Origin of the sequence: Acinetobacter defluvii (assembly GCF_001704615.3) — a bacterium.
Taxonomy (GTDB): domain Bacteria; phylum Pseudomonadota; class Gammaproteobacteria; order Pseudomonadales; family Moraxellaceae; genus Acinetobacter; species Acinetobacter defluvii.
This window is the reverse complement of sequence record NZ_CP029397.2, coordinates 3,209,467-3,234,631: the sequence shown is the minus strand read 5'-3', so window position 1 is coordinate 3,234,631 and position 25,165 is coordinate 3,209,467. Positions and strand designations below refer to the sequence as shown.

Sequence of the window (25,165 nt, the reverse complement as noted above, 5' to 3'; positions counted from 1 at the left end):
GCAAGTTATTTCGCTTGTTGCTTTTCTGCTTCACGCAGGCTATTTGCTAATCGGTCTAATACACCATTGATGTATTTATGACTGTCAGCACCGCCAAAGTGTTTTGCAAGTTCAATCGCTTCATCTAAAACAACACGATATGGCACTTCAAGATGATCTTTCAGTTCATATGCGCCTAAACGCAAAGTTGCAAGTTCAACCCCATCGAGTGCTTCGATCTCACGATCAAGAACAGGAATAAGTAAAGCATCCAATGCTTCATGGTTGGCAATCACTTGAGTTAGTAACTCATGATAATAGCCGAGATCCACTTTATGCATGGCATTATCGGCACGCGTACGTGCTTCAATTTCATGCACAGGGTTGTGGCTCATTTGCCATTCATAAATCCCTTGTACAGCAAAACGACGTGCTTTACGTTTTGCTGCATAAGTAGCTTGGAGTGTTTGCGACATGCTTTAAATTGCCTTTAACAGGTTAACCATTTCAATTGCAGTAAGGGCAGCTTCACCACCTTTATTCCCTGCTTTTGTACCAGAGCGTTCAATCGCCTGTTCAATACTGTCCGTAGTCAATACACCGTTGATCACAGGTAAGCCTGTATCTAAACCAACCACACCTAAACCTTTGGCACATTCACCTGCAACAAAGTCAAAGTGTGGCGTACTACCACGAATCACTGCGCCAAGTGCAATGACTGCATCGAATTTACCAGAAGCAGCGAGTTTTTTAGCAACCACTGGAAGCTCCCATGCGCCAGGTGCATGAACGACAGTGATATTATCGTCGCTAACACCATGACGATGCAATGTATCAATTGCACCTTCTAATAAATGTTCAACAACAAAGCTGTTAAAACGACCAACTAAAATCGCATAACGGTCTTCGCTTGCGAGATGTAATAAACCTTCAATTCGGCGAATCGCCATAGCAACCTCGATGATTTAACAGATAAATATTCTAAACAAGCAGGGTTTTAGGCTTGATCAGCGGTAACGTATTCTACCACTTCTAAGTTAAAACCTGATAATGCATTAAAACGTAATGGCGAGCTGAGGAGTTTCATTTTCTCAACACCGAGATCACGTAAAATTTGTGCCCCCACACCAATGGTTTGATATTGTTGTGAAAGAGCAGCATTGGATTTGGTTGGTTTGGGTTTGCTTAAGGCTTCTAAAGCAGGTCCCAAATCAGACAAATGACGCTGACCGATCCACACTAAAACGCCACGTTCACTTTTGGCAATGGTTTTCAGTGCTTTGTCTAAGTTCCACGCAGCTTCACCCTCTTTCTTATTGAGTTTTAATAAGTCACGTGCAGGATTGAAACCATGTACACGCACAGTAGTGATGCCATCTTTCGGTTCGCCTTTGACCAATGCTAGGTGAATATCTGGATTACCAATTTCACGATAACGATGCAAACTAAATGTACCGTATTCAGTTTCAATGTCTTGTTGGTCTAAACGCTCAACGGTCTGTTCGTTGGTCATACGATAATGAATCAGATCCGCAATGGTGCCCATTTTAATGCCATGTTTTTCGGCAAATACTTCAAGATCAGGACGACGAGCCATCGTGCCATCTTCATTAATAATTTCACAAATTACAGAGGCTGGTTCAAGTCCTGCTAAGCGTGCTAAATCACAACCTGCCTCAGTATGACCTGCTCGGTGTAGTACACCCCCTGGTTGCGCCATGAGTGGGAAAATATGCCCAGGTTGAACAATATCCGTTGGTTTAGCATGTGCTGCAACCGCAGTTTGAATGGTATGCGCACGTTCCGCAGCAGAAATTCCTGTGGTAATGCCATCAGCTGCTTCAATCGACAAGGTAAAGTTGGTACCGTGCTGTGCGCCATTGCTATCCACCATTAACGGTAGATCTAATTGTTTACAACGATCACGACTTAAAGTCAGACACACCAATCCACGTGCGTGGGTAATCATAAAGTTGATGTCTTCAGGGCGTACATGAGTTGCTGCAATAACCAGATCGCCCTCATTTTCACGATCCTCATCATCCATCAGGATAACCATTTTTCCTGCGCGGATATCTGCTACAAGCTCTTCAACAGTATTGAGCGGCATCAAGCTTCACCTTTTTGTTCTGTCTATGTGACATTTTCATTTAATTCATTGGGGCATAGTCTACCGTGTTTTATGGTGTTTTGCCTATGCTTATCATATTCCTTTGAGAAACATAGTTATACACAAGGCTATAGCTAAATGGAAAGTATGTGCTTGTATTTTTATGGCAATTTCGCTTAATTGTTCAGCAGATGTTTAGCAAAATTTTATTATCCAATATGATAAAAATAGATATCCATAAAAAAGCACTTTATTTTAAAAGTGCTTTTGAGCTGAGCTTATACAAATTTATGAAACTGAAACACGCGTATTATCATTAGAGGCGGTATTTTTCTTTTTACCTTTTAAAATTTCAGTACGCAGATTTTGTGCAAGTTCAGCAGATTCTGCATTCATGCCATTGATCATAAAGGCATGTCGAGTCAGAACATTGGTCGGGTTTGGCATTGACACCAACTGGTAATTTTCACCAATTTGTTTGAGTAAATCATTACTCAAATACAAAGCCATTTCTTTGGCAATCAGATGATGAGTTAGACGATCAGCCGCTTGCATGGCATCAAGTTGCATGGCTTCAACTTCAGTGGTCACGGCACAGCGAGTTTGTAGCACAAAACGTTTGTCTTCACGATAACGCTTATATAAAACATCTGATAACAGTTGGAAAACAGAGCCAATCATTAAAATACAATGTGCAGCATTCGGTTTGTCCGCAGCAATGGTCAGTAAAGCACCTTGTTGATTAAACTCTTGATGAACAATGAAATCTTTAGAATTAAGTTTGAAGTGTTGTGCTGAGAGTTCAATACTTTTATTTAAGAAAATTTGGCATAAATTAAAATATGGCACAGACACAGATTGGCTAACGGTATTCATCAATTGTTTTGGATCGTAATACTGAATATTGAGTGCAAGTGCGGCTTGTTCTTTATCAAATTCGACTGGTAACTCAACTTTTAATGGTTTGGGCTTATTGGCTTGTTGTTTGATTTGGGCAATTGCCAAAGTCTTATCGGCTTTTTCAGCTTCTAAAGCTTCCATGAGTTGTTGAATTTCATGTTTTAAGCGTGCTTCTTTGTTTAAACGTGTAAGTAATTCACTGCGTGTTGGACGTGCAATGGCACGATATGCTAGCCAAACTAGACCATGAATGATGAACGAAACTAAAATTGCCAACCATTGGGTTCTTAAAATTTCACCAATACTTGGCTTAATGAGGGTGATTTCGATACTACCGACTTTTTTCTCATTTTGCAGTGCATCACGAACAAAGACTTCACCTTGACGAGTTTTGGCTAAACCGCTGGTTGCAAGCACTTGTTTTTGAGCATCTAAAATCCGAATAGAGGCTACACTTGGATTGGTCGCATAGCGATTTGCCAGTAATGCCAGTGACACCGTATTGGCTGGTTCAAGTTCAGAAAGGCTGTCCGCAACCAATTGACTGGTCATGAGTTGACCTTGGCTTGCGCGGTTCTCATTAAGTTGATGAGTTGTTGCAATTACCAACAAAAAGGTATGTAAAGCAAAACTTATAATCAGTAGGCTAGCAAATAGCCCTTGTCTTGGCGCATTCAACGTAAACTTCCAAAGAAAAAATATTCGATTTCGATTATGATTCTAACAATAGTTGTAGCTCAGACCCGAGTCAATTCATGCGAGAAATCATTCTTATATCATTTTTAGGACCTGACCAACCCAATCAGTTTACTCGATTAATGCAAGTGTTGTCCGTACATTCTTTGCAAATATTAGATGTAGGGCAGGCAGTCATTCATAACCAATTGACTTTAGGGATTGTGGTTTCGTCAGATGACCAAACCGCCACGGCTTTAGCCATGAAAGATATCCTTATTTTAGCACACGATATCGGATTAACCGTTCGTTTTAAACCGATTGCGGGTGCGGAATATGATCAATGGGTGAGTGAAGGAGGCAGAACCCGTTATATTGTAACGGCTTTAGCACCTGAACTGACGGCTGCACATTTACAAGCAGTAACAAATATTGTGTCTAGTCAAGGTTTCAATATCGAAACAGTCACTCGACTTTCTGGTCGACCAGAGCGAAATGGGCAGGAAAATGAGCCTAAACGTTCGTGTGTTCAGTTTGGCCTAAGTGGTCAAATGCTCGATGCAGCAGCGATGCGTGCTGCATGTTTGCGTTTATCTGCGGAGTCGAGTATTGACGTTGCAGTACAAGAGGACAATGCTTACCGTCGTAATCGCCGTTTAGTCTGTTTTGATATGGACTCTACGTTGATCGAACAAGAAGTGATTGATGAGCTTGCCATTGAAGCAGGAGTAGGTGATCAAGTTGCCGAAATTACTGAACGTGCCATGCAAGGTGAGCTTGATTTTCAACAAAGTTTCCGTGCCCGTGTTGCTTTACTGAAAGGTTTAGATGCTTCTGTTCTCCCTAAAATTGCAGAACGCTTAACGGTGACAGAGGGTGCTGAGCGTTTGATCAGAACCTTAAAATCACTGGGTTATAAAACTGCGATTTTGTCAGGTGGCTTTCAATATTTTGCTGAATATTTACAAGCAAAACTCGGTATTGATGAAGTCCATGCCAATGTTTTAGATGTACAAAATGGTATGGTCACAGGCGAAGTCAAAGGGCATATTGTGGATGGTGCACGTAAGGCATTATTACTGACCGAATTGGCTGAAAAAATGGGCATTTCATTAGAACAAGCGATTGCAGTAGGTGATGGTGCAAATGATTTACCGATGCTTTCTATTGCTGGTCTAGGTGTAGCATTCCGTGCGAAACCCTTAGTGCGTCAAAACGCCAATCAGGCAATTTCTAGTGTGGGTTTAGATGGTGTTTTATATCTTTTAGGCGTGCATGACAAAGATTTAAACCGTGCCTAAGATGCAACCTTAAAAGATGTCAGTTAGATGAAAAAGAGTAGCTTTGTGTTGCTCTTTTTTGTTTGATAAATAATATTTTTTATCTTTTTGATGTGAAGGAAGTGGGTATTCACTTTATAGATGAAATAGATCGAAAAAAGTTGTTTTTAGACAAAATGACAGTGTATTTTTTTGTAATGACAAGCAAAGACTGATGCGGATTAGAAATTACTAAAATTTAAAAATAAAAAAATGTAATGACAAAAGAATATAACGACAAAGTGTGTCGTTTTACCTAAAAATAGGTATTTTTTTCCTAAAAAAAATCGCCATAATGCACAACATAAGCGTTAGTAAGATTGTAAAGAAAAATATTGGCTTGATGAAAATTGTGGTGTGCTCCCTTTTTCAACGGTGAGGGCTTCATTTTGACGGAGGTTTTTATGCTAACAGCGACATGGGCAACATGGATTGGATTTAGTCTGATTGCCGTAGCGTTGACTGCTGTGTTCTTCTCTCCTTATCGTCATTGGTTAGGATTTATGTTAGCTGGGATGGCTTTCTGGGGCATATTAGAGACGATACGGTTTAACGTACAGAATTTTTTTGATTTATCGATTCCTTATAGTTATTTAACGGCAATTATTGTGTCAATGAGTGGTTTGATTATTTTACTATTGCGTGCTGATAAAATGGCACAAAAAGCACTCCAAAATCGCCAATATATTGAGCATACGCCTGTTTATGAAGATGAATAAAAAACAATATTTCTTGCTAATAACTGACTTAAGCGTTCAATAAAATAACCAAAAAGACATTTTCAAGGTATATCGAATGATATACCTTTTTCTGCGTATCGTTTTGTTAGCAGCCTTGTATTGCAAATAGCAAGTTATGCTAGGATGATGAGTGAATTTTTTATATTAAAACAACAGGCTAAAATGTCATGAAACTTTCTTCAATACCCGTTGTAAAGTTACCTATTGTTGATGCAAGTACTGATCCTTTAGATCTATTGGTACTCGGCTTAGCATTGCGTATGAAACAACTGGCACGTACCAGTCCGAAATTTATTGAATTGACCCATGATCGTCAATTCCGTATCCAAATCGGTACTGATCTAGGCGTGGCTCGTCAAATTATGGTCAATAACGGTCAGATCGAATCAGTTTCAGGAGATGCAGAAAAAGCAGATTTTATCCTGCAATTTGCTGACAGCGAACAAGGTGTCAAAACTTTAGTCAAAGGTGATCCAAGTGCTTTTATGACAGGAATGCAAAACGGCAGTATCAAAATGGAAGGTGATTTCAGCTTATTGGTGTGGTTTAACCAAGTTGCGAAACTGATTCCACCAAAAGTACCAAAACCTGTAAAAGAAAAGATTGCTTCAGCACGTCAATTCTTAAAAGAAAAGACAGGTCGCTCATTCTAAAAAATTTAAAACTGATGTTGGATAGCAACATCAGTTTTTATACGCGAGCAAAGCATGTAATAATTTAAGTTTTGTAAGCGCAAAACTACTGGTTGAATTTATTTCACCTTGTACTAAGTAATGATTTTAAACTAGTAAAAAATTTTATAGTAAATAAGGTCGAACGAATAAAAATTTTATTCGACTTCTAAATTAAAGGTCACAGGACCATCATTGACCAAATGCACTTTCATATCTGCCGCAAAAATACCTGTCTGCACTTGATTAAACTGAGAGCGAGCATAGTCAACCAGTTGTTCATAGAGTGCTTGAGCTTCCGCAGGCGGCATGGCAGGACCAAAATCAGGACGTAAACCTTTTTGAGTCTGTGCCATTAATGTAAATTGAGACACCAATAAAACTCCGCCTCCTGCTTGACTGACATTCCAGCCCATTTTGCCTTGTTCATCATCAAAAAAACGATATTTTAAAATTTTATCAATCAGCTTTTTACCTTTTTCGAGGTTATCTTCTTTGCCCAGACCTAAAAAGACTAAAATTCCTTTTTCAATTTGACCTGTTATTTCACCATCAACAACAACTTTCGCCTCTAAAACCCGTTGTAACAACGCACGCATAGCCTTTTAACCACTTCATATTCTCTAAATTCCAATTCTAGCAAACTTATCTATGTCTACGCTGAGGATACAGTTTAGATGATCGTGTGATGCTGACCTAAACTCGATGTTTTGTTGGTAAGGACGCATATTTACAAACTGCTGATTGGGAAAGGTGAAAATTCATCCAATTAAAATATATAAATATTCACCTTAAAAAAAGGAGGGTACTCTACAGATAGAATGTAAAAATAAAAAATCAATGAAATACTTTTGATCAATACAAAATTTATTTCACTGGTGCTAAGTTTAAAAATAAAGCGTTATTAAATTTAATTAAAAAATATTTATAGGGTTTAGTTTGTTTAATATATTGTAATAATATTATAGAGTAACGTATATTATGTTTAGTATTTAGGCGAAACTAATAATTTTTGATGAATTTTTATAATATTTTAATTATAATTTCATGATAATAAACTCCAATAAGGTAAGGAACTGTTGTGGAAAATAAAACTGCACGATTAACGATTTTGATTGACCCAGTCAAGAAAAAAGCTTTTGAAGAATTATGTAATCAACAAGATATCACGCCATCACAAGTGGTGCGTCAATTGATTCGTGAATATTTACAAACGCATGGTGTGGAATATGCCACAAAATTGAAAAGTAATACTGTGAGCAAATGAATAATAAGGTGAAAAGTGTGTTGAATTAATAAAAGACATAAAAATACTGCCAGCATTTTGAAGTGCTGGCAGTATCAATAACATTATGAAAAATCAAGTTCTTTTTCAAATGCACGTAATTCATGGCGAGCCATTGCGAGGTTTGATTTTTGACGATCTAAAACCAAATATAAAAATAACTCATCATTACGATCTAATGGACGTAATAAATGATATTGCTTACCTAAAGTAATTAAAACATCTTCAATTTTATCATTCAGTTTTAATGCATTTGCAACTTTACGTTTTGCACGAATAACTTCTGTATTTCCTGCTGCTGCAAGTTCTAAATCCAAACCAGATCCTATCGCAGCAAGTGCTAAACCACTTGAACTATCAACTAAAGCTGCTGCAACTACACCATCAATTTCATTTAATGCATCTAAATTAAGTTTTGCCATAATAGCTTTCCTACATTTTCCCATTGTATTTTGAAATATAAAAAGTATTTTTTAGTATTTTTTAAAATACATTTATATCGCATTAAATGTTAATTTAAAAAATATTTTATTTCAATGAATATTAATTTTAATTTATTAAATAATATTTAATTATAATAATATGTTAATAATTTAAAAATAAACTAAGATGAAACTGTTCAGCAAAGTCGTCAGATTTTTGTAAAAGAAACAGTCAATAATCTATTTTTTGATTTGCAAGTTTGGATTTAGTTTTTATAGTGAGAGGATACAGATTAATTGGATCAAATATGCAACCCATCATTCAGTCATTGCTTGATACGGATTTGTACAAGTTTACAATGTTGCAAGTGGTGCTTCATAAATTCCCACAAACACACAGCGTATATCATTTCCGTTGCCGAAACTTGCAAGATACAGCGTATCCATTGACGGATATTTTAGATGATTTGAATGAACAGCTAGATTATCTTTGTCAACTGAACTTTAAAGAAGATGAATTACAATATTTACGTAGTTTGCGTTTTATCAAAAGTGATTTCGTTGATTATTTAGAATTATTTCAATTAAAACGTCGCTTTATTAAAGCTGGAATCGATGAACAAGGTCGTTTGGACATTTGGGTGGAAGGTCCAATGGTACAAGCGATGATGTTTGAAATTTTTGTATTGGCAATCGTCAATGAATTGTATTTCCACCGTATTCGTTCAGATGCAGTGTTAGCGGAAGGTGAACGTCGTTTACAAGCCAAAGTGGCGTTGATGAAGAAATATGAAGCAGAAATGCAACCGAATGATCCGCCATTTTTGGTGTCAGATTTTGGAACACGCCGCCGCTATAGTTTAGATTGGCAACGTCATGTGATTGAAACTTTCCATGATGCGGTACCAAATGTATTTCGTGGTACCAGTAATGTCTTGATCGCCAAAGAGTTAAAAATTTTTCCAATCGGTACAATGGCACATGAATTTTTACAAGCATTTCAAGCCTTAGATGTTCGGTTGCGTGATTTCCAAAAATCAGCGCTAGAAACATGGGTACAGGAGTATCGTGGTGATTTGGGTATTGCGTTGACCGATGTCGTGGGAATGGATGCCTTTTTGCGTGATTTTGACTTGTATTTTGCGAAGCTATTTGATGGCTTGCGCCATGATAGTGGTGATCCATTTGAGTGGGGGGATAAAGCCTATCAGCACTATCGTAAACTAAAAATTGATACCAAAACCAAGATGTTAACCTTTAGTGATGGTTTAGATTTAGAGCGTGCTTGGGCGTTGTATCAATATTTTAAAGATCGTTTTCAAGTCAGCTTCGGGATCGGGACCAACTTGACCAATGACATGGGGCAAACACCACTGAATATTGTTTTAAAATTAGTGGAGTGTAATGGTCAGTCGGTAGCAAAAATTTCAGATAGTCCAGGAAAAACCATGACAGACAATGACACATTCTTGGCTTATTTACGACAAGTTTTTGAAATACAAGAACCAAGTGTTGAGTAGAAAATCTATAGCTGATTTTTTGCTATAGAAAAGCATAAAATCAGCAAAATTGTAAAAAAGACTATGCTAAGATCATCAATATAAACTGTTAAAATTCAAAAAATCTTATGACTGCCTCACCTTTTAATTTTGATTTGTTGATTGATGCTGAACAGTTGGTGCCTTATTTGGGACATGAACAGTTACGCATTGTTGATCTGAGTCGGAGTTCGGTTTATGAACAGCTGCATATTCCGCATACCTTACATTTAAAGCCAAATCTTTTGGTGCGTCAGGAAGAACATGCTTCAGGTTTATTGCCAGATGAACATGGTTTGCGTGCCTTGATAGATTATTTGAATATTTCTCCTACACATCATGTGGTGGTTTATGATGATGAAGGTGGGGCATGGGCAGGACGCTTGATTTGGAATTTACATTGTTTAGGCTTTGAAAATGTCAGTTTGCTGAATGGCGGTATTCATGCGTGGTTGGGCGCAGGATTACCGACTTCCTCGGAAGTAGAAGAATTTAAAAAAGTGAATAATTTGGTCAAAATAGATTTTAAAAATATAGAAAAATATAGAATTAAATATGATCAATTATTAGACAAAGTACAACAAAGTGCAGTACAAGTGTGGGATTGTCGTACGACAGAAGAATATACAGGACAACGTTTAGCAGCCAGACGTGGTGGTCATATTCCCAATGCACGACATTTTGAATGGAGTACTGCAATTAATCGTCAAAATCATTTAAAATTACATCCTTTAGAACGCACGCAACAACGTTTAAAACAATTGGGCTTTCATTTGGATCAACCTGTGGTGGTGTATTGTCAATCACACCATCGTTCAGGATTGGCATATATCTTAGGTCGATTACTCGATTGGAACATTCAAGCTTATGATGGTGCGTGGAGCGAATGGGGCAATCGCCTCGACAGTCCTATTATTAGTGGAGAATCACCTTCGTGAGTCTGACCTCAAACTTAAAAAAACAACTCTTTATTCGTGCACAAAATTTAGTACCGCAGCAACAGCTCAGCCGTGTTGTGGGTAAGCTTGCTGCTAGTGAAAATCCGATTGTTAAAAATGTTGTGATTCAAGCTTTTAAAGCACAATATGGCATTGATATGTCGATTGCACAGCAAACCGATGCCTTAAAATATAAATCATTTAATGAGTTTTTTACCCGTGCTTTAAAAGATGGCGTGCGTGAAATTGATGCAGATGCAAGCAGCATCGTTTCACCTGCGGATGGTGCAATTTCACAATTGGGTAAAGTGAAAGAAGGCGATGTATTTCAAGCCAAAGGACAAAGTTTTTCTGTTGAAAAACTAATTGGTGATCCACAACTTGCTGCACCATTTAAAAATGGTGAATTTGCCACGGTTTATTTGTCACCGCGTGATTATCATCGTGTACACATGCCTTTTGCAGGGACATTAACTGAAACTTTATATATCCCAGGCGAATTATTTTCAGTGAATCAAACCACTGCGGAAAATGTACCAGGTTTATTTGCGCGTAATGAACGTATGGTCTGTTTGTTTGATACTGAACTAGGGCGTATGGCGGTGGTTTTAGTGGGTGCAATGATCGTGGCAGGAATTGAAACTGTCGCAACAGGCAAAGTCAAACCATCTGGTCGTTTAGAGTTAAATCACCATGACTTAAAACTTGAAAAAGGCGATGAATTAGGACGTTTTTATTTGGGTTCAACGGCGATCGTTTTATTTGAACACGATAAAATGAATTGGGATGCGCAATTTAAAGCCAACTCAGTGGTGGTTATGGGTGAAGCTTTGGGGCATACCTTATAAGCATTTAACAAACTGTAGCTTTTAGTAAAGGTGAAGAAAGCTATATTCTTCACCTTTCATTTATTCTAAGATTTAGCCATAAAAACAAAAATCATTCAGGTTTATATAAACGTTCTTTCGGAAATACGACTCTAAAGGTAGAGCCTTGGTTTTCAATAGAATCAATTTCTAAATAAGCATTATGTTGCATGAGTACATGCTTCACAATTGCTAAACCTAAACCTGTACCGCCCGTTTGGCGACTGCGTGCGCTGTCAACACGATAAAAACGCTCAGTCAAACGTGGTAAATGTTTTGGGTCAATGCCAATGCCTGTGTCTTGTACTGTAAAATAACCATGTTGACCATCATCATGCCAGCCCATAGTCACTGAACCACCTTTAGGCGTATATTTAATTGCATTGGTAATTAAGTTGCTGAAAGCGCTAGCAAGTTCAGTGTCTGAACCGATCAAATCACAATGACTGTCGATATCCAAATTTAAGGTATGCCCATAATCGACATTATAAGCTTGTGCATCATCAAATAATTGATTCATCAAACTTGGCATTTCAATAATTTGATTTTTGGCAATTTGTTTATTGCCCTCAAGACGAGATAACAACAATAAATCATTGACGAGTGCATTCATACGGCGTGTTTGCGAATGCATTTGATCGAAAGCACGTTTCCAACGAGGATTTAAGTCTTCTTGGTCGGTAAATGTTTCGATATAGCCACTCAACACAGTCAGTGGTGTACGTAATTCATGCGAAATATTATCGACAAAATCTTTACGCATTTGTTCTAAGTTATGCACACGTGTGACGTCATAGGCGACCAATAAACGGCTTTCACTACCAAAACGTGTGAGTTTAATTTGGACATAATGTTCATCATAAACCGTTGATTTTATTTTAATGCCATCAGGTGATTGGTCTATATTATTAAAATACTCAATAAAACTCGGTTGACGAATAATGGTCAAGATATTGCGACCCCGATCTGACATTTGAATGCCAAGTAATCTCTCAGCAGCAGGATTCCACCATTCGATTTGATGTAATTCATCGGTTAAAATCACGGCTTCTGCCAATGCAACCAAGGAAGATTGTGCTCGGTCAATTAGACCCACCATTTCTGCTTGTACGACACGTTCTTGGCGCTGTGCCCGATAGACATTGAACAGCAATGCACCCCATATCCCGCTTAAGTTTGGCGGGACATCATAGGGGCGATTGGAAATCCATTCATTGACCAAATACAAAGAACGCAGTTGAAATATAAAAAAGATCGCAAATGCCAGTGAAATACAGATCCAAAAATACCCTATCCCGACGCCTATGAAGCATCCGATGACTAAAAGAAATGCAAGTAGGCGTAAATCTTGTTTGGCAAATGTCCACAAACTGCTATAGCGAAACTTTTTATGGTCTCGTGCAAGATCGGGGACGGGGTAGGGTTCATACATAAAACAAAATTGACCTAAATTTAACCTAAAGCAACATCAGCACGTGTAGAAAAACGGTATCCTGTACCACGAACTGTTTGTACATAACGGTCAGCACCATAAGGTTCTAACACTTTACGCAAACGACGAATATGCACATCAATGGTACGGTCTTCAATATAGACATTTCCGCCCCAAACTTGGTCAAGCAGTTGTGCACGTGTATAAGCACGTTCTGGGTGGGTCATAAAGAATGCCAAAAGACGGTATTCAGTTGGTCCCATTTCTAAAATGCTATCGCCAAAGCTCACACGTTGGCTAACTGGATCTAGAATTAAACCATTTGCATCAATTGATTTTTCCCCACTCAGTGCATTGGCACGGCGTAAAACAGCTTTAATACGAGAAACCAATTCACGAGTTGAAAAGGGTTTGGTCATATAGTCATCAGCACCAGCATCTAAACCTTGTACTTTATGATCTTCTTCACCACGCGCAGTCAGCATAATCACGGGAATTTCAGCCAAATTTTCATCACGCTTTAAGCGGCGACATAAGTCTACGCCACTTACGCCACCAGGCATCATCCAATCCAATAGGATCAGTGCTGGTCGTTGGTCTACGATCATTTGATGCGCTTGTTTGGCATCTTCAGCTTGTAAGCATTGAAAGCCAGCCATATCTAATGATGTATGGATCATCTCTCGAATCGGAAGTTCGTCATCGACGATTAAAATATAGTCATCTTTCACAACGCAATATCCTATGTATGAACGGTGAACCGTTTTATTATTTATGACAGGCTTATTACAAAGATTAATTATGACAGTATCATTGCAAAAAAAAGATATCGGCTATTTTTTGCAAAATTTTGTGACAAAACCTGTGAAGTTATATGAATATTCCATGAAATAATCAGGATTGTTTAGTTTCATAGTTTGAATAAAAATAACCCGTCATACAAATTTGGTATATTTAAGCACTTTGTTTTTCAGAAAAAGAATCCAATAATGATAAAAAAACAGTTTCACAAGCAAACACCACTTGTTCTACGGAAAGTTTAAATCCACCCATCACCCAACGCACAGCAATCTGTGTCACATAACCATTCAGTCCTGTCGAAACCAAAGAAATTTCTTGCTCACTGTAGTTAATTCGCGGCATCATCAGCATGACAAAGGCATGAATCATACGATCAAAACGTCCCATGGTTTCATGAATGGTGGCTTGATTATGTAATTCTTGTACCAACATCGCATCCACATAAATAATGCGTGCCATACGTGGATCAGCCTTTAACATCGAAAACAATGCAAATAAGCCTGAGTGAATCATTTTTTTAGAATCAGGAGAGGCTTGCATCACTCCTTGCATTACAGTTTGTTGTAATTGATCAATTAACTGTAAAAAGATTGTTTGGAATAATTCTTCACTTTTCTTAAAAGATTCATAGAAATAGCGTTCTGTCAGTTTTGCCTCATTACAGACATCCTTCACAGTAACTGAGAAAAAGCCTTGCGTACCGTAGGTTTCAATTCCTGCCTCAATCAGTTTTGCACGGCGTGCTAACTTTCGTTCAGACAAAGACATGCCTTTAAATTGTCTTTCTTTTACCAATTTTTTAGATGTGCTTGCTTTTTGCAACTGTGAATTGGTGTCATTTAAAAAATCTGTAGTCATATGAATTTGTGCCAAATTAAGTGTGCAAATAGCAATATTTGATCAATAAAAATAGTTGAAATTTACGTCATACTTCTGAGCAACTCATCAACAAGCAAAAGCTTAACATATTATATTGACAATAGTCATTGTCAAAATTATAGTGTAGCACTGAGTGTATGTATATAAAATACGTACTAAAGAATTCAAACAAGGAAACTCAATGAAAAATTTTAAAAATAAAGTCGCTGCGATTACAGGTGCAGGTTCAGGTATGGGACAGCAATTGGCAGTTTTATTGGCAAAACAAGGCTGTCATTTATCAATCAGTGATGTCAATGAAAAGGGTTTGGCTGAAACTTTAGAATTAGTAAAGCCTTATAATGTGCGTGTCACATCTAAAAAAGTAAACGTTGCAAAACAACAAGAAGTAAAATCGTGGGCAGAAGAAACTGTTCAAAATCATGGCTCTGTAAATATGATTTTCAATAATGCTGGTGTCGCGCTTGGTGCAACGGTAGAAGGCGAAAGTTATGAAGAACTAGAATGGATTGTGGGTATTAACTTCTGGGGTGTGGTTTATGGTACCAAAGAATTTTTACCATACATCAAGAAAACAGGTGATGGTCACATCATTAATACCTCAAGTATCTTTGGTTTAACCGCACAACCGACCCAGTCTGGCTATAATGCAACCAAATTTGCGGTACGTGGTTTTACTGAGTCATTACGTCAAGAACTTGATATTGAGAAATGTGGTGTGTCTGCGCTTTGCGTGCATCCAGGTGGGATTCGTACCAATATTGCAAATGATGCGCGTTTGAGTGAGAGCGTGAAAAAATTAGGGATGCACCCTGAGAAATCAGCAAAAGCCTTCAATAAACTCCTGCGTAAACCTGCAGTAGAAGCAGCACAAGAAATTTTGGATGCAGTGCTTGCAGATAAACGCCGTTTATTGATTGGTGGGGATGCAGTGATTGTGGATTTGGCACAACGTTTACTACCAACTGGCTATCAAAGGTTAGCAACAGGTTTAACAAAGCTCACCAAGCGTTTTGAACCAAAATAATTGATTTGTATGCAATAAACCGTCACTTAGGACGGTTTTATTGCATTCTAAGAAACTTAATCATTAGATTAAATTAAAGCTCGAATGGCTTTTTTCTTCCAGACGAACTGATAATAAATGGCTTGCATTAAACACAAAGACACAAAAGCCAAGGCATAGGCATACCAAATACCTTTTAGACCCCACCACTCACTAAATAGATAAGCAGCCGGTACTTCGATCAGTAAAATAGCAGAAACATTTAAAATCATGGGTACAGTGACTGTCCCGCTGGCACGCATAATCGAGGCAAAAATTGAAGCAGCACCAAAGAAAATAATCGACCACAGTACGATGAATAATAAATTCTGCCCAAGTTCGATCACACTCGGATCTGTAATAAACAGCGCCATTAAATATTTGGAAAATAAATAAGCCAAAATTACCAAACTACCCGTGATCATCACATTCATAATTAATGAAGTACGTGTCACTTTACGCAGGAGTTCTGATTTTCCTGCTCCAATGGCTTGGGCAGCAAAGATCGAAGCTGCAATCGAAATGGACAAGGCTGGAAACTGAATATAATTCAGTACTTGATTCACTGCGCCATAGGCAGCTGTGGCGTGTGAACCATAATGATTCACCAAACCAATAATCACCAAGCCTGCAGCAGAGGTTGTGACCATTTGGATACCTGTCGGAATGCCTAACCGTAAAATAATTTTGGTAAGCTCAGGGTTATATCGAATATGACTGAGCAAGGCTTTATCAGGTTTTAAAGCATGATCACGGTAATTAAGATAAAAAGCCAAAAACCCTAGCACTGCCACATAACCAATACTGGTCGCAATCGCAGGAGCAATAATGCCAAGTTGGGGAAAACCAAAATAACCTGCGATCAAAATCGGTGTTACGATTACGCCGATAAAAATCGTCATGCTCGATGCAATCAACGGGGTGGTACTGTCGCCGACACCACGTAAAATCGAGGTATAAATAATATAAATAAATAGCAACGGACTGCCTGCAAGCATCCATTGTACATAAGGCAAAGACAAGTGCATCACATCAGGGTCGATGCCCAAAAGAAGTAGAATTTGTTTGGCAAATATTACGCCCAATATGGCAATGAAACACCCACCAATTAAGGTCATAAATAATGTTGAACCCACCACCATTTTGACTTTTTCAAGGTTTTTTGCTCCCCATGCTTGTCCCACTAAAACGGTTGCACCCGCAGAAAGTCCGATCACAAAAGCCAATAAGAAAAACAAAATTGGAAAAAATACTGAAATCGCAGCAATAGCATTCACCCCCATCATTTGTCCAACAAAGATGGTATTAATCGTGCCTGAAAGATTCTGTAAAATGTTGGTGGCAATCAAAGGCACTAAAAAAATTAAAAATCCTTTCCAAAATTTTTGATGATGCAATAAATTATCTTTTGCTGACATTTTTACTATTTTGTCCAATCCATTGAAATTGTTTTATTCTCCAAAATATCATAATTATAGAAAAAAGCCTTAGCTTTTAAGTAACTAAGGCTGCATATTTAAAATCCAAGCTGATTTTTAAACCTGACTCAAAATCTCACACGCATGGGTTAATGTTTCTTGTTTTTTGGCAAAACAAAAACGAATGAAGCGTAGATTTTTTGGTGCGTGTTGATAAAAAACCGACACAGGAATGGCGACAATTTTATGCTGTTCCGCTAAAAACTGACACATTTCAACATCATTTAAATCGGGACGAATGTCAGAATAATCGACATTTTGAAAATATGTACCTTGTGAGGGAGTAAATTTAAAACGAGATTGCGCTAAACCTAGCTGAAAGAAATCCCGTTTTTGCTGATAAAAGCTGGCTAAATTTTGAATATGTTCAGGATGTTGCTGCATAAAGTTGGCAAGCGCAATTTGTATCGGGGTGACACCACAGAAATTTGCAAATTGATAAACTTGGCGAAAGACTTTCATTAGCTGCGGTGTAGCCACACAATAACCGGTTTTCCAACCTGTAACATGAAAAGTTTTGCCAAAAGAACCAATCACAAAGCTGCGTTCTCTCAGCTCAGGAAAAGACAATGCAGAATAGTGGTGTTGTCCATCAAAGACTAAGTGTTCATAAACCTCATCGGACAGAACCACAATATTTTTATCTTGAATCAATGCAATTAAATTTAGCCAATCTTGTTTTGACCAAATCGTCCCTGTAGGGTTATGCGGTGTATTGACAATGATCATACGCGTTTTGTCTGTAATTGCCGCTTTGACTTGATTCCAATCCACTGAAAAATCAGGTGTTGTTAAAGGGATATGAATCACTGTAGCCTCCACAAGCTGAACACTGGGCGCATAGCTATCATAGCTTGGATCAAAAATAATCACTTCATCACCTGCATGGACGATGGCTTGGATCGCTGAAAATATACCAATAGTTGCGCCAGGTGTGATGGTGATTTCTGTGATTGGATCGAGATTCAGTTGGTCTCTTTTTTCAAACTGAGCTGCGACTTGTTCTCTTAAACTGAGTAAACCATCGCCTGCGGCATATTGGTTATTTCCCTCCAGTGTAGCTTGACTCAAAGCTTGTAAAAGTTCAGCAGGTGCAGGGAAGTCAGGAAAGCCTTGTGAGAGGTTGATTGCATTTAAGCGTTGTGCCATGGCGCTCATGGTGCTGAAAATGGTGACATCTTGAGCAGGGAGTTTGGAGTGGATTTCGATCATGACGATGTGAGTTTTTAATATATTTTAAGCAGTGTAGCAGGTCGTTTTTACGAGCTAAATAGTTATATTTTGAGAACACATGTGTAATGAGTTTATTCTAATTGATTTATGCACTCGATGAAGAGAGAAAATGAAAGAAAATACAGTACTAACATCTACTGTATTTTCAATATTGTATGTTTTTTAAATTATAAATGCACGACAACATACTTTTAAAATCATAGCAAACGAAGCTGATGCATTTAACTCCTTATTTAGCTGCGTTAGCTTTGGTTTGTAAGTTTTGCATCTCAGTCAGTAATGCTTGCTGCATCTCAGTTGCTTTTTTCTGTAATGTATTGATTTCGTTCATGTCAGGTGGGTTTTTTAAACCTGCTTCAGAAAGTTCTACGCCGAGATTATTGGCTTCTTTCATTTTGCTACGAACAGCGTCAACTTCAGAACTTTTTAAAGTAAGTGCATCTAATTCTTTGTTGAAGCCTGCAGTATAACTTTTCATTTTTTCAACAATACCTTGTAATGCTGCTTTATCATTTTTTTGAGCAGCTTGTGTGACTTCATTTTGAAATGCTAAGGCTTCTTTGGCTTTGTTGGTAGAAAGTGTTTGGATTTGAGTTAAATCACTTTTGATGTCAGCAGCGACATCTTTACTTAATGCCACAGCAGCTTGTGTTGCAACAGGTTGATTATCTGTGCCTGTAGTAGTAGCAGCTTCATTCGGTTTTTTATCACATGCAGTCAAAGCAACTGAAGCCATACATAAAGACGCTAATAATAGTTTTTTCATTTTTCATCCTTTCATTGAAATTTATAATGAATCTGATCTCATTTTTTCACAAATTCAAGAAATAAAGCACCAACCATGCATTGATTAGAAATACTTTTTAAATCTTGGGTGGGTTAAAATTTTATTTATATAGCGATTATGTAGATAAGTATATGAGTCCTGCAACCAAACATCAGAATTTGTGGCATTCTGCTTCTAATCTAACCATTATTGTAATTTTATTTATAATTCAAGTAATTGAGTCGGTGTTTGCCCTGTATAACGCTTAAAAAACTCAATAAAACTGGAACTCTGCTTATAACCTAACTCTAAACTAATTTTTTTAATCGAATTGCCACGATGCAATTGGGTAATAGCATAAATAATTTTACTGCGATTACGCCATTCAGAAATTGACATAGAAAGCTCACGTTGGCTCAACCTTAAAATATGTCGTTCACTGAGCGCAAACTCAGCCAAGATTTGTTGTAAGGTATCAGGAAAACGTAACGGATTTTCCAATTGTTTTAAGATCGGTTCTAAAACAGCATGATGGCTTTGTGGTAAATATTGATCATAGCAGGGCGCAAAAGTTAATTGATCCAATAACACTTGCAATAAATGCTGTTGATAATTTACTGAATAATTATTGCTTTTTTGATGCGTTAGAATCTCATGTACTGTTTGTCTGAGAAATGGTTGCACAGTTAAGGTTTGACAACGTGTTGAAAACTGTTGACATAAGGTAGGATGAAGCCGAATACAAATATAATGCGTAACTTTTTGATCCACGGCAATAGAACAATGCTCGGTCTGTGGGGGAATCCAAATGCCATAACTTGGCGGTGATAAGTAGCGTTGTTGATCGATAGAAAATTCGAGCAAGCCATTTAAACTAAAATTAAAATCTCCCCATAAACAACTATGTGGAGTCACGACATCATCTTTTTGATAATGAAATTCTTCAATTTCAATCCACTGGCTGAGTTGAAACATATTTTTAAGCAAATGCATATTTTCTAAAAATCATCACTTATGAGTTTTTACAACTGATTTTAGGATTATTTACTTCGGCTGACCATGTGAAAATTGAAAGCACAGTCAACACGATAAAGCTCAATATACTATACAGTAAAATATTGGCATTAAAATGATTCACAATATAACTATTCAATAGTGAGCCGAACGTGATCATGATCTAAAAGACATTAAAAGATAAAGAGATATATTTTCTATTTTGTTATAACTTTTTGAAAAATAAAAAATAAATTAAAATTCAGATTGTTTAAACTTACTATTGAGTGTCTAAACTGATGTATAAATGTCTGAAATACGATATTTAAAAGTTTTTAGACTTGCTTAAAATAAAACAGGTCTTCTCTGAATGTAATCTAAACCATGAATGCAAAAACGAGCACAGTCTGGTGGGCATTTTTATTGCCTATTCTGGCAGTATTAATCTGGTCAATGAATATCGCAGTAACGCGTTATGTTGCTGACTTTATTACCCCCGTGAGTATTAGTTTTTATCGTTGGCTGGTGGCATTTATCGTTCTAACGCCATTTATAGCCAAAAAAACATTGCAAAATCGACACTTGATCCGCCAACATTTTTGGCAATTTGCCATCTTGAGTGCTTTTGGCATGGTGTTATATCAAGGTTTAGCCTACTCCGCAGCGCATCACACCACTGCAACCAATATGGGAATTATTAATGCTTTTATTCCTGTATTTACCATTTTTGTGTCTATGCTGATTCTGCGTGAAATACCAAATCGTTTTGCGGTAATCGGCAGTATTTTGTCATTTATGGGGCTTGTCTATGTGATGGCACAAGGTGATTTTGCCAGTTTGCTGGGTTTAGGTGGGCATTCAGGCGATTTTGTGATGATTTTGGCGGTGTTTTTCTATGCTTTTTATGGCGTTTTTCTAAAAAAATGGCAACTTCAAGTGCCACTTTTGATGAGCTTATATATTCAAATCGGTTTTGCCTTGTTGTATCACCTTCCATTTATTTTATGGTATGGCTTGCAAGGTATTGATAGTCAGAATATCGCAAGTGTGTTGTATGCTGGACTTTTCCCATCGTTAATAGCGCCTTTTGTTTGGATGCTTGCTGTACAGTATTTAGGACCAAATCGTACCAGTATTTTTATGAACTTAATGCCTGTGTTTACCGCCATCATTGCATTTTTCTGGCTCAAAGAAGCATGGACGATTTATCATAGTATCGGCGGGGTCATTATTTTATTAGGCATTGTATTGGCACAGAAGAAAGTAAATAAAGTGCAAGCTGTAAAAGTCGTAAATTAAATATGGAAAAGTATAAAAATCACAAATATTTTTATACTTTTTTTATATGACATGATTGCTAATATATCTTAATATGAAATTAAGAAATAATGGATATTATATTTTTTTATAAAATTTGAAGTAAATAGAGTGAGTTATTTTTATTGAAACCCAAATTTTTTAGTCGGATTTAAAGATACTCTAAGTCGTCTAAAATAAACATGAAATTTGTATTCAACAGAGATTTATAGCATAATAAACGCATAGACAACATGGCACGAAAGTTCATTTATGTTGTTTAAGCAGATTTTAAATACCCTCTGGATGTGATATACATCCTTTTCATGCTCAGCCGACCCTATATGGCTGAGCTTTTTTTTGTCTAAATTTTGCTGGAATATGTTGGTTTATTTAAATGAAAAATAAATAAAAAGCTTTAGTCTAATAACAATCAATAAAAGTTTTATAATATGTTTTAGGAATGATTTTTTCTGTTTCTAATCATAAATTGAGACGCGGAAACGTCATCCGCAGTTGTCTGAGGCAGGACTACCAATGATTGATCATGTTTTTGCAATACCTCAATCAATTTGCGGTATTTGTCGAGTTCTGCGGATGACAATGGTTTTGCCTACTTTTGCCAAAACAAAAGTAGGTCGAGCCGAAGGCTAGTCTCTAAATACAAACTTTAGATGTAAGACTCCGTCAAAAACAAACCACTTATATTATGTTATTTTCCAAGAATGGTATAAGTTTGACCAAAGTATGTTCATTTTTAACAATTTTAATGTTCAACTAAGTGCGAATGACTTCGCCTGTCACAGCATCCAAAATTCGACTTGGTTGTTGGCTCAGCCCTAAATCACCATTTAAGTAATTGAGTTGTGAGGCAAAATAACGACTTACATCTTGTAAGGAGCGGGCAGGTTCTAAACCTGCAGGGTTGGCGCTGGTCGATACAATAAAACCATCAAAAGCATTGCATAAAGCAATACATAAAGGATGAGTGGTAACACGCACCGCAACTTTGGCATGATCACCTTTAATCCATTGTGGAATGCTTGCATCAGCAGGTAACAACCAAGTGGTGGCTCTTTCTGTTTGTGTGCGATGTGTCCAAGTATGAATCACTTGTTCGCGCATTTTTAAGTCTAAGTTTTCCAATAAATGTTCAACTTGGGAAATTTGCCCAGCAAGTAAGATGACACCTTTTTCGATAGGACGTTGTTTTAAACGTAAAATCTCTAAAAATGCCTGTTCATTCATTGGATCGCAACCTAAGCCCCATACTGCCTCTGTCGGATAGGCAAGTACTTTGCCTTGACGCAGAATTTGTGCAGCTTCAGCAACTGAGGTTGTAAGCATGGATATTTACCTTGTCAGTGATTAAAAGGTTATTGTGAACCTTAATGACTTGCTCGGCAACGTAAGTACAAACCAGATTGCTGAATACATAAGCCTAAAAGTTCTAATTCCATCAGATAACCTGTTAATGCCGCAATCTCTAAACCTGTTTTTTGATGAAGGATATCAATCTCTTGCCCAACCCAGTCGAGGTGTTGATAGAGCTGAAAAAGATGTTCAGGGAGTTCAGGTAATTTTTCTATTTGTTGTGTTTTCTCTGTATTTTTACATAGCCATTGGGTAGGTAAGGCTAAATCTTCGATGATTTGTTCAGGATGATCGACTAAAATAGCACCTTCACGGATCAGTTGATGACAACCTTGATGATATTCACTATAAATATGCCCTGGGATTGCAAAGATGATTTTACCTTGTTCAGCAGCCGCCTGCGCAGTGATTAAAGAACCACTTTCTAAAGCTGCTTCAGCCACCAAAACCCCCAAACTCAAGCCACTTACAATCCGATTGCGCCTTGGGAAATTAGACTTTAACGGGGGTGTATTGGGTAAATAGAGGGAAATAATTGTCCCTGCATTTTCTAAAATTTGCGCATGTAATTGACGATTTTGTGTAGGATAAATTTGGTCTAAGCCTGTACCGACCACAGCTATTGTACGTAAATTTTTGAGCGCACCCATATGTGCTGCGGCATCAATCCCTTCTGCCAAACCGCTGGTGATAAAAAAGCCTTTTTCACTCAAATAATAAGCAAAATCATAAGCGACTTGCTTGCCATGTGGACTGGGTTTACGGCTGCCAACAATAGCTACTTGTGGTTGGCTTAAATTTTGCCAAGCCCCTTGTCCAAATAAAATTGGGGGATGATCTGAGTAAGGAAGCAGTTGTTGAGGATAGTGATTGTCATTTTCTAAAAGAATAAAATCACTATGTTGTTTTAATTTTTCAAGACACTGTTGAAAGGCAACTTGTCCAACATCAGTTAGCAGATCCTGAGCACGTTGAACATGGTTTTTATGGATGGCGACCTCTGACCAACGTGCTAAATTTTCAGGTAAAACAGCTTTGGCAACTGAGCCAAAGTAGCCTTCTAAGCTTTTAAATGCGAGATTTGAATGTTGAACTAAATACCATAATTTGATGGTGTTTAATTGCACATCAGATATAAAGTTCAACATGCATGTATCACACTTTTAAGTTGTTTTGATAAATTATTCCGCAATCGCAGGTGTTTGAATTAAAGCACCGACTTTGATCGGTAATGCACTATCAAGAACGTAGGCATAACTAAAACGATCAAAGGTCTTGAAAATCATCAAGGTACCTACATTTTGGTTTGGTAATTTAACCAACTCTTTGGTTTTTGGATCACGTACAGTTTCACCTTGTTGGTAAATACTAAATACCTGACCTGCCTTTGTCCCATCAATATTTCCACGGTCCACTGTTACAACACCATGTACGGCTGCTGTACCAATCGAACCTTGGACACGGACAATTTTACCACCTGCAAGGACTTCATTCTGTGCAGTTGGATAGAAAATCAAAGGTAAACCAGCGTCATATACTGGCAGAACATAGTCCCCACTACGCACTTCAGCATTGTAACTGTCTGTGAGCTCTAAAGTGGTCACCTCGTTCTCACCAGCAACGGCAACTGCAGAAGCCACTTCACTAAGTTCTTGACCTGCGTTATATTTTTTGCCATTTGCATCGACAAAAATATAAGGTTCAGCTTGGCGATAGACACCGTAACGTTGACCGACCACTAGACCATTACCACGAGCATACACCGTCTGACCGGCGCCTGTAATCACACGATTATCTGCCGCACCGATAATATAAGGCACACCTGTTAATGATTCTGGTGACACAATAATGCTGTGTTCTAACCAAGGTTTAATGTCTGCACTTGAAATGATAGGAATGGTATTGCCAATCGCTTCAACACGCACTTGTGGGCGCAATGACGTACCACCTTGATGACGGCGAATAATCCCATCACAGCCATCACCTTCATCCACCCCAATTAAAGGTCGACCGTTTAAGCTACAAAGCAATAATTTATCACCTGGATAAATCCAATGCGGGTTTTTCACATGGCGGTTACTTGCCCAAATTTCTGGCCAACGCCATGGTTTACTCAGGAAACGTCCTGCGATATCCCACAAAGTATCACCACGTTTTACCACATAAACATGTGGTGCATTGGCTTTGAGTGAGGGTGGATTCTGATTTGGACTTGGTGCCGCATGTGCAACGTCCACTACAGCGATTCCTGCACTCAGGCAGAGTGCCATAGCCAGAACCTGCTTTTTAAACCCCGTGGCACTAATATTGATGCCATTGAAAAAATTTATCATTATCATAATTCCTGAAATTATGCGTATAAATACGTTATAATTGCATCTTACACACTTTTATTTAATGAAGCATATTCTTCATTTAGTTTTTT

General features: G+C 37.7%; 25 protein-coding genes. 9 read left to right on the top strand and 16 right to left on the bottom strand.

Annotated features, from left to right (window positions below; genetic code table 11):
* Positions 1 to 5: 5 nt before the first annotated feature.
* The 4 genes from nusB to DJ533_RS17975 form a co-directional block, all read right to left on the bottom strand.
* Positions 6 to 455, bottom strand: a complete 450-nt coding sequence (nusB, locus tag DJ533_RS17990) for a transcription antitermination factor NusB (protein ID WP_065994499.1) — start codon at positions 453 to 455, stop codon at positions 6 to 8.
* 3 nt (positions 456 to 458) lie between these two features.
* Positions 459 to 929, bottom strand: coding sequence for a 6,7-dimethyl-8-ribityllumazine synthase (gene ribH / locus DJ533_RS17985; protein WP_004718750.1), 471 nt, complete (start codon positions 927 to 929; stop codon positions 459 to 461).
* A gap of 47 nt (positions 930 to 976) precedes the next feature.
* Positions 977 to 2,089 (bottom strand): bifunctional 3,4-dihydroxy-2-butanone-4-phosphate synthase/GTP cyclohydrolase II, encoded by a 1,113-nt coding sequence (ribBA, locus tag DJ533_RS17980; RefSeq protein WP_065994498.1) that lies wholly within the window; start codon positions 2,087 to 2,089, stop codon positions 977 to 979.
* A gap of 288 nt (positions 2,090 to 2,377) precedes the next feature.
* Positions 2,378 to 3,667, bottom strand: a complete 1,290-nt coding sequence (locus DJ533_RS17975; protein WP_065994497.1) for a hypothetical protein — start codon at positions 3,665 to 3,667, stop codon at positions 2,378 to 2,380.
* 77 nt (positions 3,668 to 3,744) lie between these two features.
* Between DJ533_RS17975 and serB the strand changes: the two genes are divergently transcribed.
* From serB to DJ533_RS17960, 3 genes are all read left to right on the top strand, one after another.
* Positions 3,745 to 4,965, top strand: coding sequence for a phosphoserine phosphatase SerB (gene serB / locus DJ533_RS17970; protein WP_065994496.1), 1,221 nt, complete (start codon positions 3,745 to 3,747; stop codon positions 4,963 to 4,965).
* Between the two features lie 422 nt (positions 4,966 to 5,387).
* A complete protein-coding gene (gene aciT, locus DJ533_RS17965) occupies positions 5,388 to 5,702 on the top strand; it encodes an AciT family ciprofloxacin tolerance protein (RefSeq protein ID WP_065994495.1) in 315 nt (104 codons plus the stop codon).
* Between the two features lie 188 nt (positions 5,703 to 5,890).
* The gene (locus tag DJ533_RS17960; RefSeq protein ID WP_065994494.1) at positions 5,891 to 6,376 is read left to right on the top strand and encodes an SCP-2 sterol transfer family protein; all 486 of its coding nucleotides are present in this window, start codon (positions 5,891 to 5,893) and stop codon (positions 6,374 to 6,376) included.
* Between the two features lie 176 nt (positions 6,377 to 6,552).
* Here DJ533_RS17960 and dtd read toward each other — a convergent pair whose 3' ends face one another.
* Complete coding sequence (dtd, locus tag DJ533_RS17955) at positions 6,553 to 6,993, bottom strand: D-aminoacyl-tRNA deacylase (protein ID WP_065994493.1); 441 nt, start codon at positions 6,991 to 6,993, stop codon at positions 6,553 to 6,555.
* Between the two features lie 482 nt (positions 6,994 to 7,475).
* Here dtd and DJ533_RS17950 point away from each other — a divergent pair, with 482 nt between their 5' ends.
* Positions 7,476 to 7,661 (top strand): ribbon-helix-helix domain-containing protein, encoded by a 186-nt coding sequence (locus tag DJ533_RS17950; protein ID WP_065994492.1) that lies wholly within the window; start codon positions 7,476 to 7,478, stop codon positions 7,659 to 7,661.
* 83 nt (positions 7,662 to 7,744) lie between these two features.
* Here the strand turns inward: DJ533_RS17950 and DJ533_RS17945 are convergent, their stop codons facing one another.
* Positions 7,745 to 8,101, bottom strand: coding sequence for a roadblock/LC7 domain-containing protein (locus tag DJ533_RS17945; RefSeq protein ID WP_065994491.1), 357 nt, complete (start codon positions 8,099 to 8,101; stop codon positions 7,745 to 7,747).
* Between the two features lie 308 nt (positions 8,102 to 8,409).
* Here DJ533_RS17945 and pncB point away from each other — a divergent pair, with 308 nt between their 5' ends.
* The 3 genes from pncB (at position 8,410) to asd (ending at position 11,425) form a co-directional block, all read left to right on the top strand.
* Entirely contained in the window at positions 8,410 to 9,621 is a 1,212-nt protein-coding gene (gene pncB / locus DJ533_RS17940) for a nicotinate phosphoribosyltransferase (RefSeq protein ID WP_065994490.1), read from the top strand.
* A 107-nt stretch (positions 9,622 to 9,728) separates the two neighbouring features.
* Positions 9,729 to 10,577 (top strand): sulfurtransferase, encoded by an 849-nt coding sequence (locus DJ533_RS17935; protein WP_065994489.1) that lies wholly within the window; start codon positions 9,729 to 9,731, stop codon positions 10,575 to 10,577.
* The gene (gene asd / locus DJ533_RS17930) at positions 10,574 to 11,425 is read left to right on the top strand and encodes an archaetidylserine decarboxylase (protein WP_065994488.1); all 852 of its coding nucleotides are present in this window, start codon (positions 10,574 to 10,576) and stop codon (positions 11,423 to 11,425) included. The genes DJ533_RS17935 and asd overlap by 4 nt, the downstream gene beginning before the upstream one ends.
* A gap of 91 nt (positions 11,426 to 11,516) precedes the next feature.
* On the opposite strand, the gene phoR is transcribed toward asd, so the two are convergent.
* The 3 genes from phoR to DJ533_RS17915 all read right to left on the bottom strand — a co-directional run bounded on the left by phoR (position 11,517) and on the right by DJ533_RS17915 (position 14,534).
* On the bottom strand, positions 11,517 to 12,875 hold the full coding sequence (gene phoR, locus DJ533_RS17925) for a phosphate regulon sensor histidine kinase PhoR (RefSeq protein ID WP_065994487.1): 1,359 nt from the start codon (positions 12,873 to 12,875) through the stop codon (positions 11,517 to 11,519).
* A gap of 20 nt (positions 12,876 to 12,895) precedes the next feature.
* Positions 12,896 to 13,606 carry a phosphate regulon transcriptional regulator PhoB gene (gene phoB, locus DJ533_RS17920; protein ID WP_065994486.1) on the bottom strand — a complete coding sequence of 237 codons (711 nt, stop codon included), beginning with the start codon at positions 13,604 to 13,606 and terminating at the stop codon, positions 12,896 to 12,898.
* A 223-nt stretch (positions 13,607 to 13,829) separates the two neighbouring features.
* Entirely contained in the window at positions 13,830 to 14,534 is a 705-nt protein-coding gene (locus DJ533_RS17915) for a TetR/AcrR family transcriptional regulator (protein WP_065994485.1), read from the bottom strand.
* Between the two features lie 202 nt (positions 14,535 to 14,736).
* Here DJ533_RS17915 and DJ533_RS17910 point away from each other — a divergent pair, with 202 nt between their 5' ends.
* Positions 14,737 to 15,582, top strand: a complete 846-nt coding sequence (locus DJ533_RS17910; RefSeq protein WP_065994484.1) for an SDR family NAD(P)-dependent oxidoreductase — start codon at positions 14,737 to 14,739, stop codon at positions 15,580 to 15,582.
* 68 nt (positions 15,583 to 15,650) lie between these two features.
* Here DJ533_RS17910 and DJ533_RS17905 read toward each other — a convergent pair whose 3' ends face one another.
* The 4 genes from DJ533_RS17905 to DJ533_RS17890 all read right to left on the bottom strand — a co-directional run bounded on the left by DJ533_RS17905 (position 15,651) and on the right by DJ533_RS17890 (position 20,052).
* Positions 15,651 to 17,018 carry an MATE family efflux transporter gene (locus DJ533_RS17905; protein ID WP_065994483.1) on the bottom strand — a complete coding sequence of 456 codons (1,368 nt, stop codon included), beginning with the start codon at positions 17,016 to 17,018 and terminating at the stop codon, positions 15,651 to 15,653.
* Positions 17,019 to 17,135: 117 nt separating this feature from the next.
* Positions 17,136 to 18,290, bottom strand: coding sequence for a methionine aminotransferase (locus DJ533_RS17900; protein ID WP_065994482.1), 1,155 nt, complete (start codon positions 18,288 to 18,290; stop codon positions 17,136 to 17,138).
* Positions 18,291 to 18,540: 250 nt separating this feature from the next.
* On the bottom strand, positions 18,541 to 19,077 hold the full coding sequence (locus DJ533_RS17895; protein ID WP_065994481.1) for a hypothetical protein: 537 nt from the start codon (positions 19,075 to 19,077) through the stop codon (positions 18,541 to 18,543).
* 222 nt (positions 19,078 to 19,299) lie between these two features.
* On the bottom strand, positions 19,300 to 20,052 hold the full coding sequence (locus DJ533_RS17890; protein WP_089024794.1) for an AraC family transcriptional regulator: 753 nt from the start codon (positions 20,050 to 20,052) through the stop codon (positions 19,300 to 19,302).
* 402 nt (positions 20,053 to 20,454) lie between these two features.
* Here DJ533_RS17890 and DJ533_RS17885 point away from each other — a divergent pair, with 402 nt between their 5' ends.
* Positions 20,455 to 21,369: a DMT family transporter gene (locus DJ533_RS17885; RefSeq protein WP_065994479.1), complete on the top strand. Its 915-nt coding sequence runs from the start codon at positions 20,455 to 20,457 to the stop codon at positions 21,367 to 21,369.
* A gap of 774 nt (positions 21,370 to 22,143) precedes the next feature.
* Here DJ533_RS17885 and DJ533_RS17875 read toward each other — a convergent pair.
* From DJ533_RS17875 to DJ533_RS17865, 3 genes are read right to left on the bottom strand one after another with little or no spacing between them, the layout of a single operon-like run.
* Complete coding sequence (locus tag DJ533_RS17875) at positions 22,144 to 22,713, bottom strand: L-threonylcarbamoyladenylate synthase (RefSeq protein ID WP_065994478.1); 570 nt, start codon at positions 22,711 to 22,713, stop codon at positions 22,144 to 22,146.
* A 41-nt stretch (positions 22,714 to 22,754) separates the two neighbouring features.
* Positions 22,755 to 23,888, bottom strand: a complete 1,134-nt coding sequence (gene dprA / locus DJ533_RS17870; RefSeq protein ID WP_065994477.1) for a DNA-processing protein DprA — start codon at positions 23,886 to 23,888, stop codon at positions 22,755 to 22,757.
* 33 nt (positions 23,889 to 23,921) lie between these two features.
* Positions 23,922 to 25,073, bottom strand: a complete 1,152-nt coding sequence (locus tag DJ533_RS17865; RefSeq protein ID WP_065994476.1) for a LysM peptidoglycan-binding domain-containing protein — start codon at positions 25,071 to 25,073, stop codon at positions 23,922 to 23,924.
* Positions 25,074 to 25,165: the final 92 nt, after the last annotated feature.

Coding starts and splice junctions, on each gene's coding strand:
- nusB (WP_065994499.1), bottom strand. CDS start 455: ATGTCGCAAACACTCCAAGCTACTTATGCAGCAAAACGTAAAGCACGT.
- ribH (WP_004718750.1), bottom strand. CDS start 929: ATGGCGATTCGCCGAATTGAAGGTTTATTACATCTCGCAAGCGAAGAC.
- ribBA (WP_065994498.1), bottom strand. CDS start 2,089: ATGCCGCTCAATACTGTTGAAGAGCTTGTAGCAGATATCCGCGCAGGA.
- serB (WP_065994496.1), top strand. CDS start 3,745: ATGCGAGAAATCATTCTTATATCATTTTTAGGACCTGACCAACCCAAT.
- aciT (WP_065994495.1), top strand. CDS start 5,388: ATGCTAACAGCGACATGGGCAACATGGATTGGATTTAGTCTGATTGCC.
- DJ533_RS17960 (WP_065994494.1), top strand. CDS start 5,891: ATGAAACTTTCTTCAATACCCGTTGTAAAGTTACCTATTGTTGATGCA.
- dtd (WP_065994493.1), bottom strand. CDS start 6,993: ATGCGTGCGTTGTTACAACGGGTTTTAGAGGCGAAAGTTGTTGTTGAT.
- DJ533_RS17945 (WP_065994491.1), bottom strand. CDS start 8,101: ATGGCAAAACTTAATTTAGATGCATTAAATGAAATTGATGGTGTAGTT.
- pncB (WP_065994490.1), top strand. CDS start 8,410: ATGCAACCCATCATTCAGTCATTGCTTGATACGGATTTGTACAAGTTT.
- DJ533_RS17935 (WP_065994489.1), top strand. CDS start 9,729: ATGACTGCCTCACCTTTTAATTTTGATTTGTTGATTGATGCTGAACAG.
- phoR (WP_065994487.1), bottom strand. CDS start 12,875: ATGTATGAACCCTACCCCGTCCCCGATCTTGCACGAGACCATAAAAAG.
- DJ533_RS17915 (WP_065994485.1), bottom strand. CDS start 14,534: ATGACTACAGATTTTTTAAATGACACCAATTCACAGTTGCAAAAAGCA.
- DJ533_RS17910 (WP_065994484.1), top strand. CDS start 14,737: ATGAAAAATTTTAAAAATAAAGTCGCTGCGATTACAGGTGCAGGTTCA.
- DJ533_RS17905 (WP_065994483.1), bottom strand. CDS start 17,018: ATGTCAGCAAAAGATAATTTATTGCATCATCAAAAATTTTGGAAAGGA.
- DJ533_RS17900 (WP_065994482.1), bottom strand. CDS start 18,290: ATGATCGAAATCCACTCCAAACTCCCTGCTCAAGATGTCACCATTTTC.
- DJ533_RS17895 (WP_065994481.1), bottom strand. CDS start 19,077: ATGAAAAAACTATTATTAGCGTCTTTATGTATGGCTTCAGTTGCTTTG.
- DJ533_RS17890 (WP_089024794.1), bottom strand. CDS start 20,052: ATGTTTCAACTCAGCCAGTGGATTGAAATTGAAGAATTTCATTATCAA.
- DJ533_RS17885 (WP_065994479.1), top strand. CDS start 20,455: ATGAATGCAAAAACGAGCACAGTCTGGTGGGCATTTTTATTGCCTATT.
- DJ533_RS17875 (WP_065994478.1), bottom strand. CDS start 22,713: ATGCTTACAACCTCAGTTGCTGAAGCTGCACAAATTCTGCGTCAAGGC.
- dprA (WP_065994477.1), bottom strand. CDS start 23,888: ATGTTGAACTTTATATCTGATGTGCAATTAAACACCATCAAATTATGG.
- DJ533_RS17865 (WP_065994476.1), bottom strand. CDS start 25,073: ATGATAAATTTTTTCAATGGCATCAATATTAGTGCCACGGGGTTTAAA.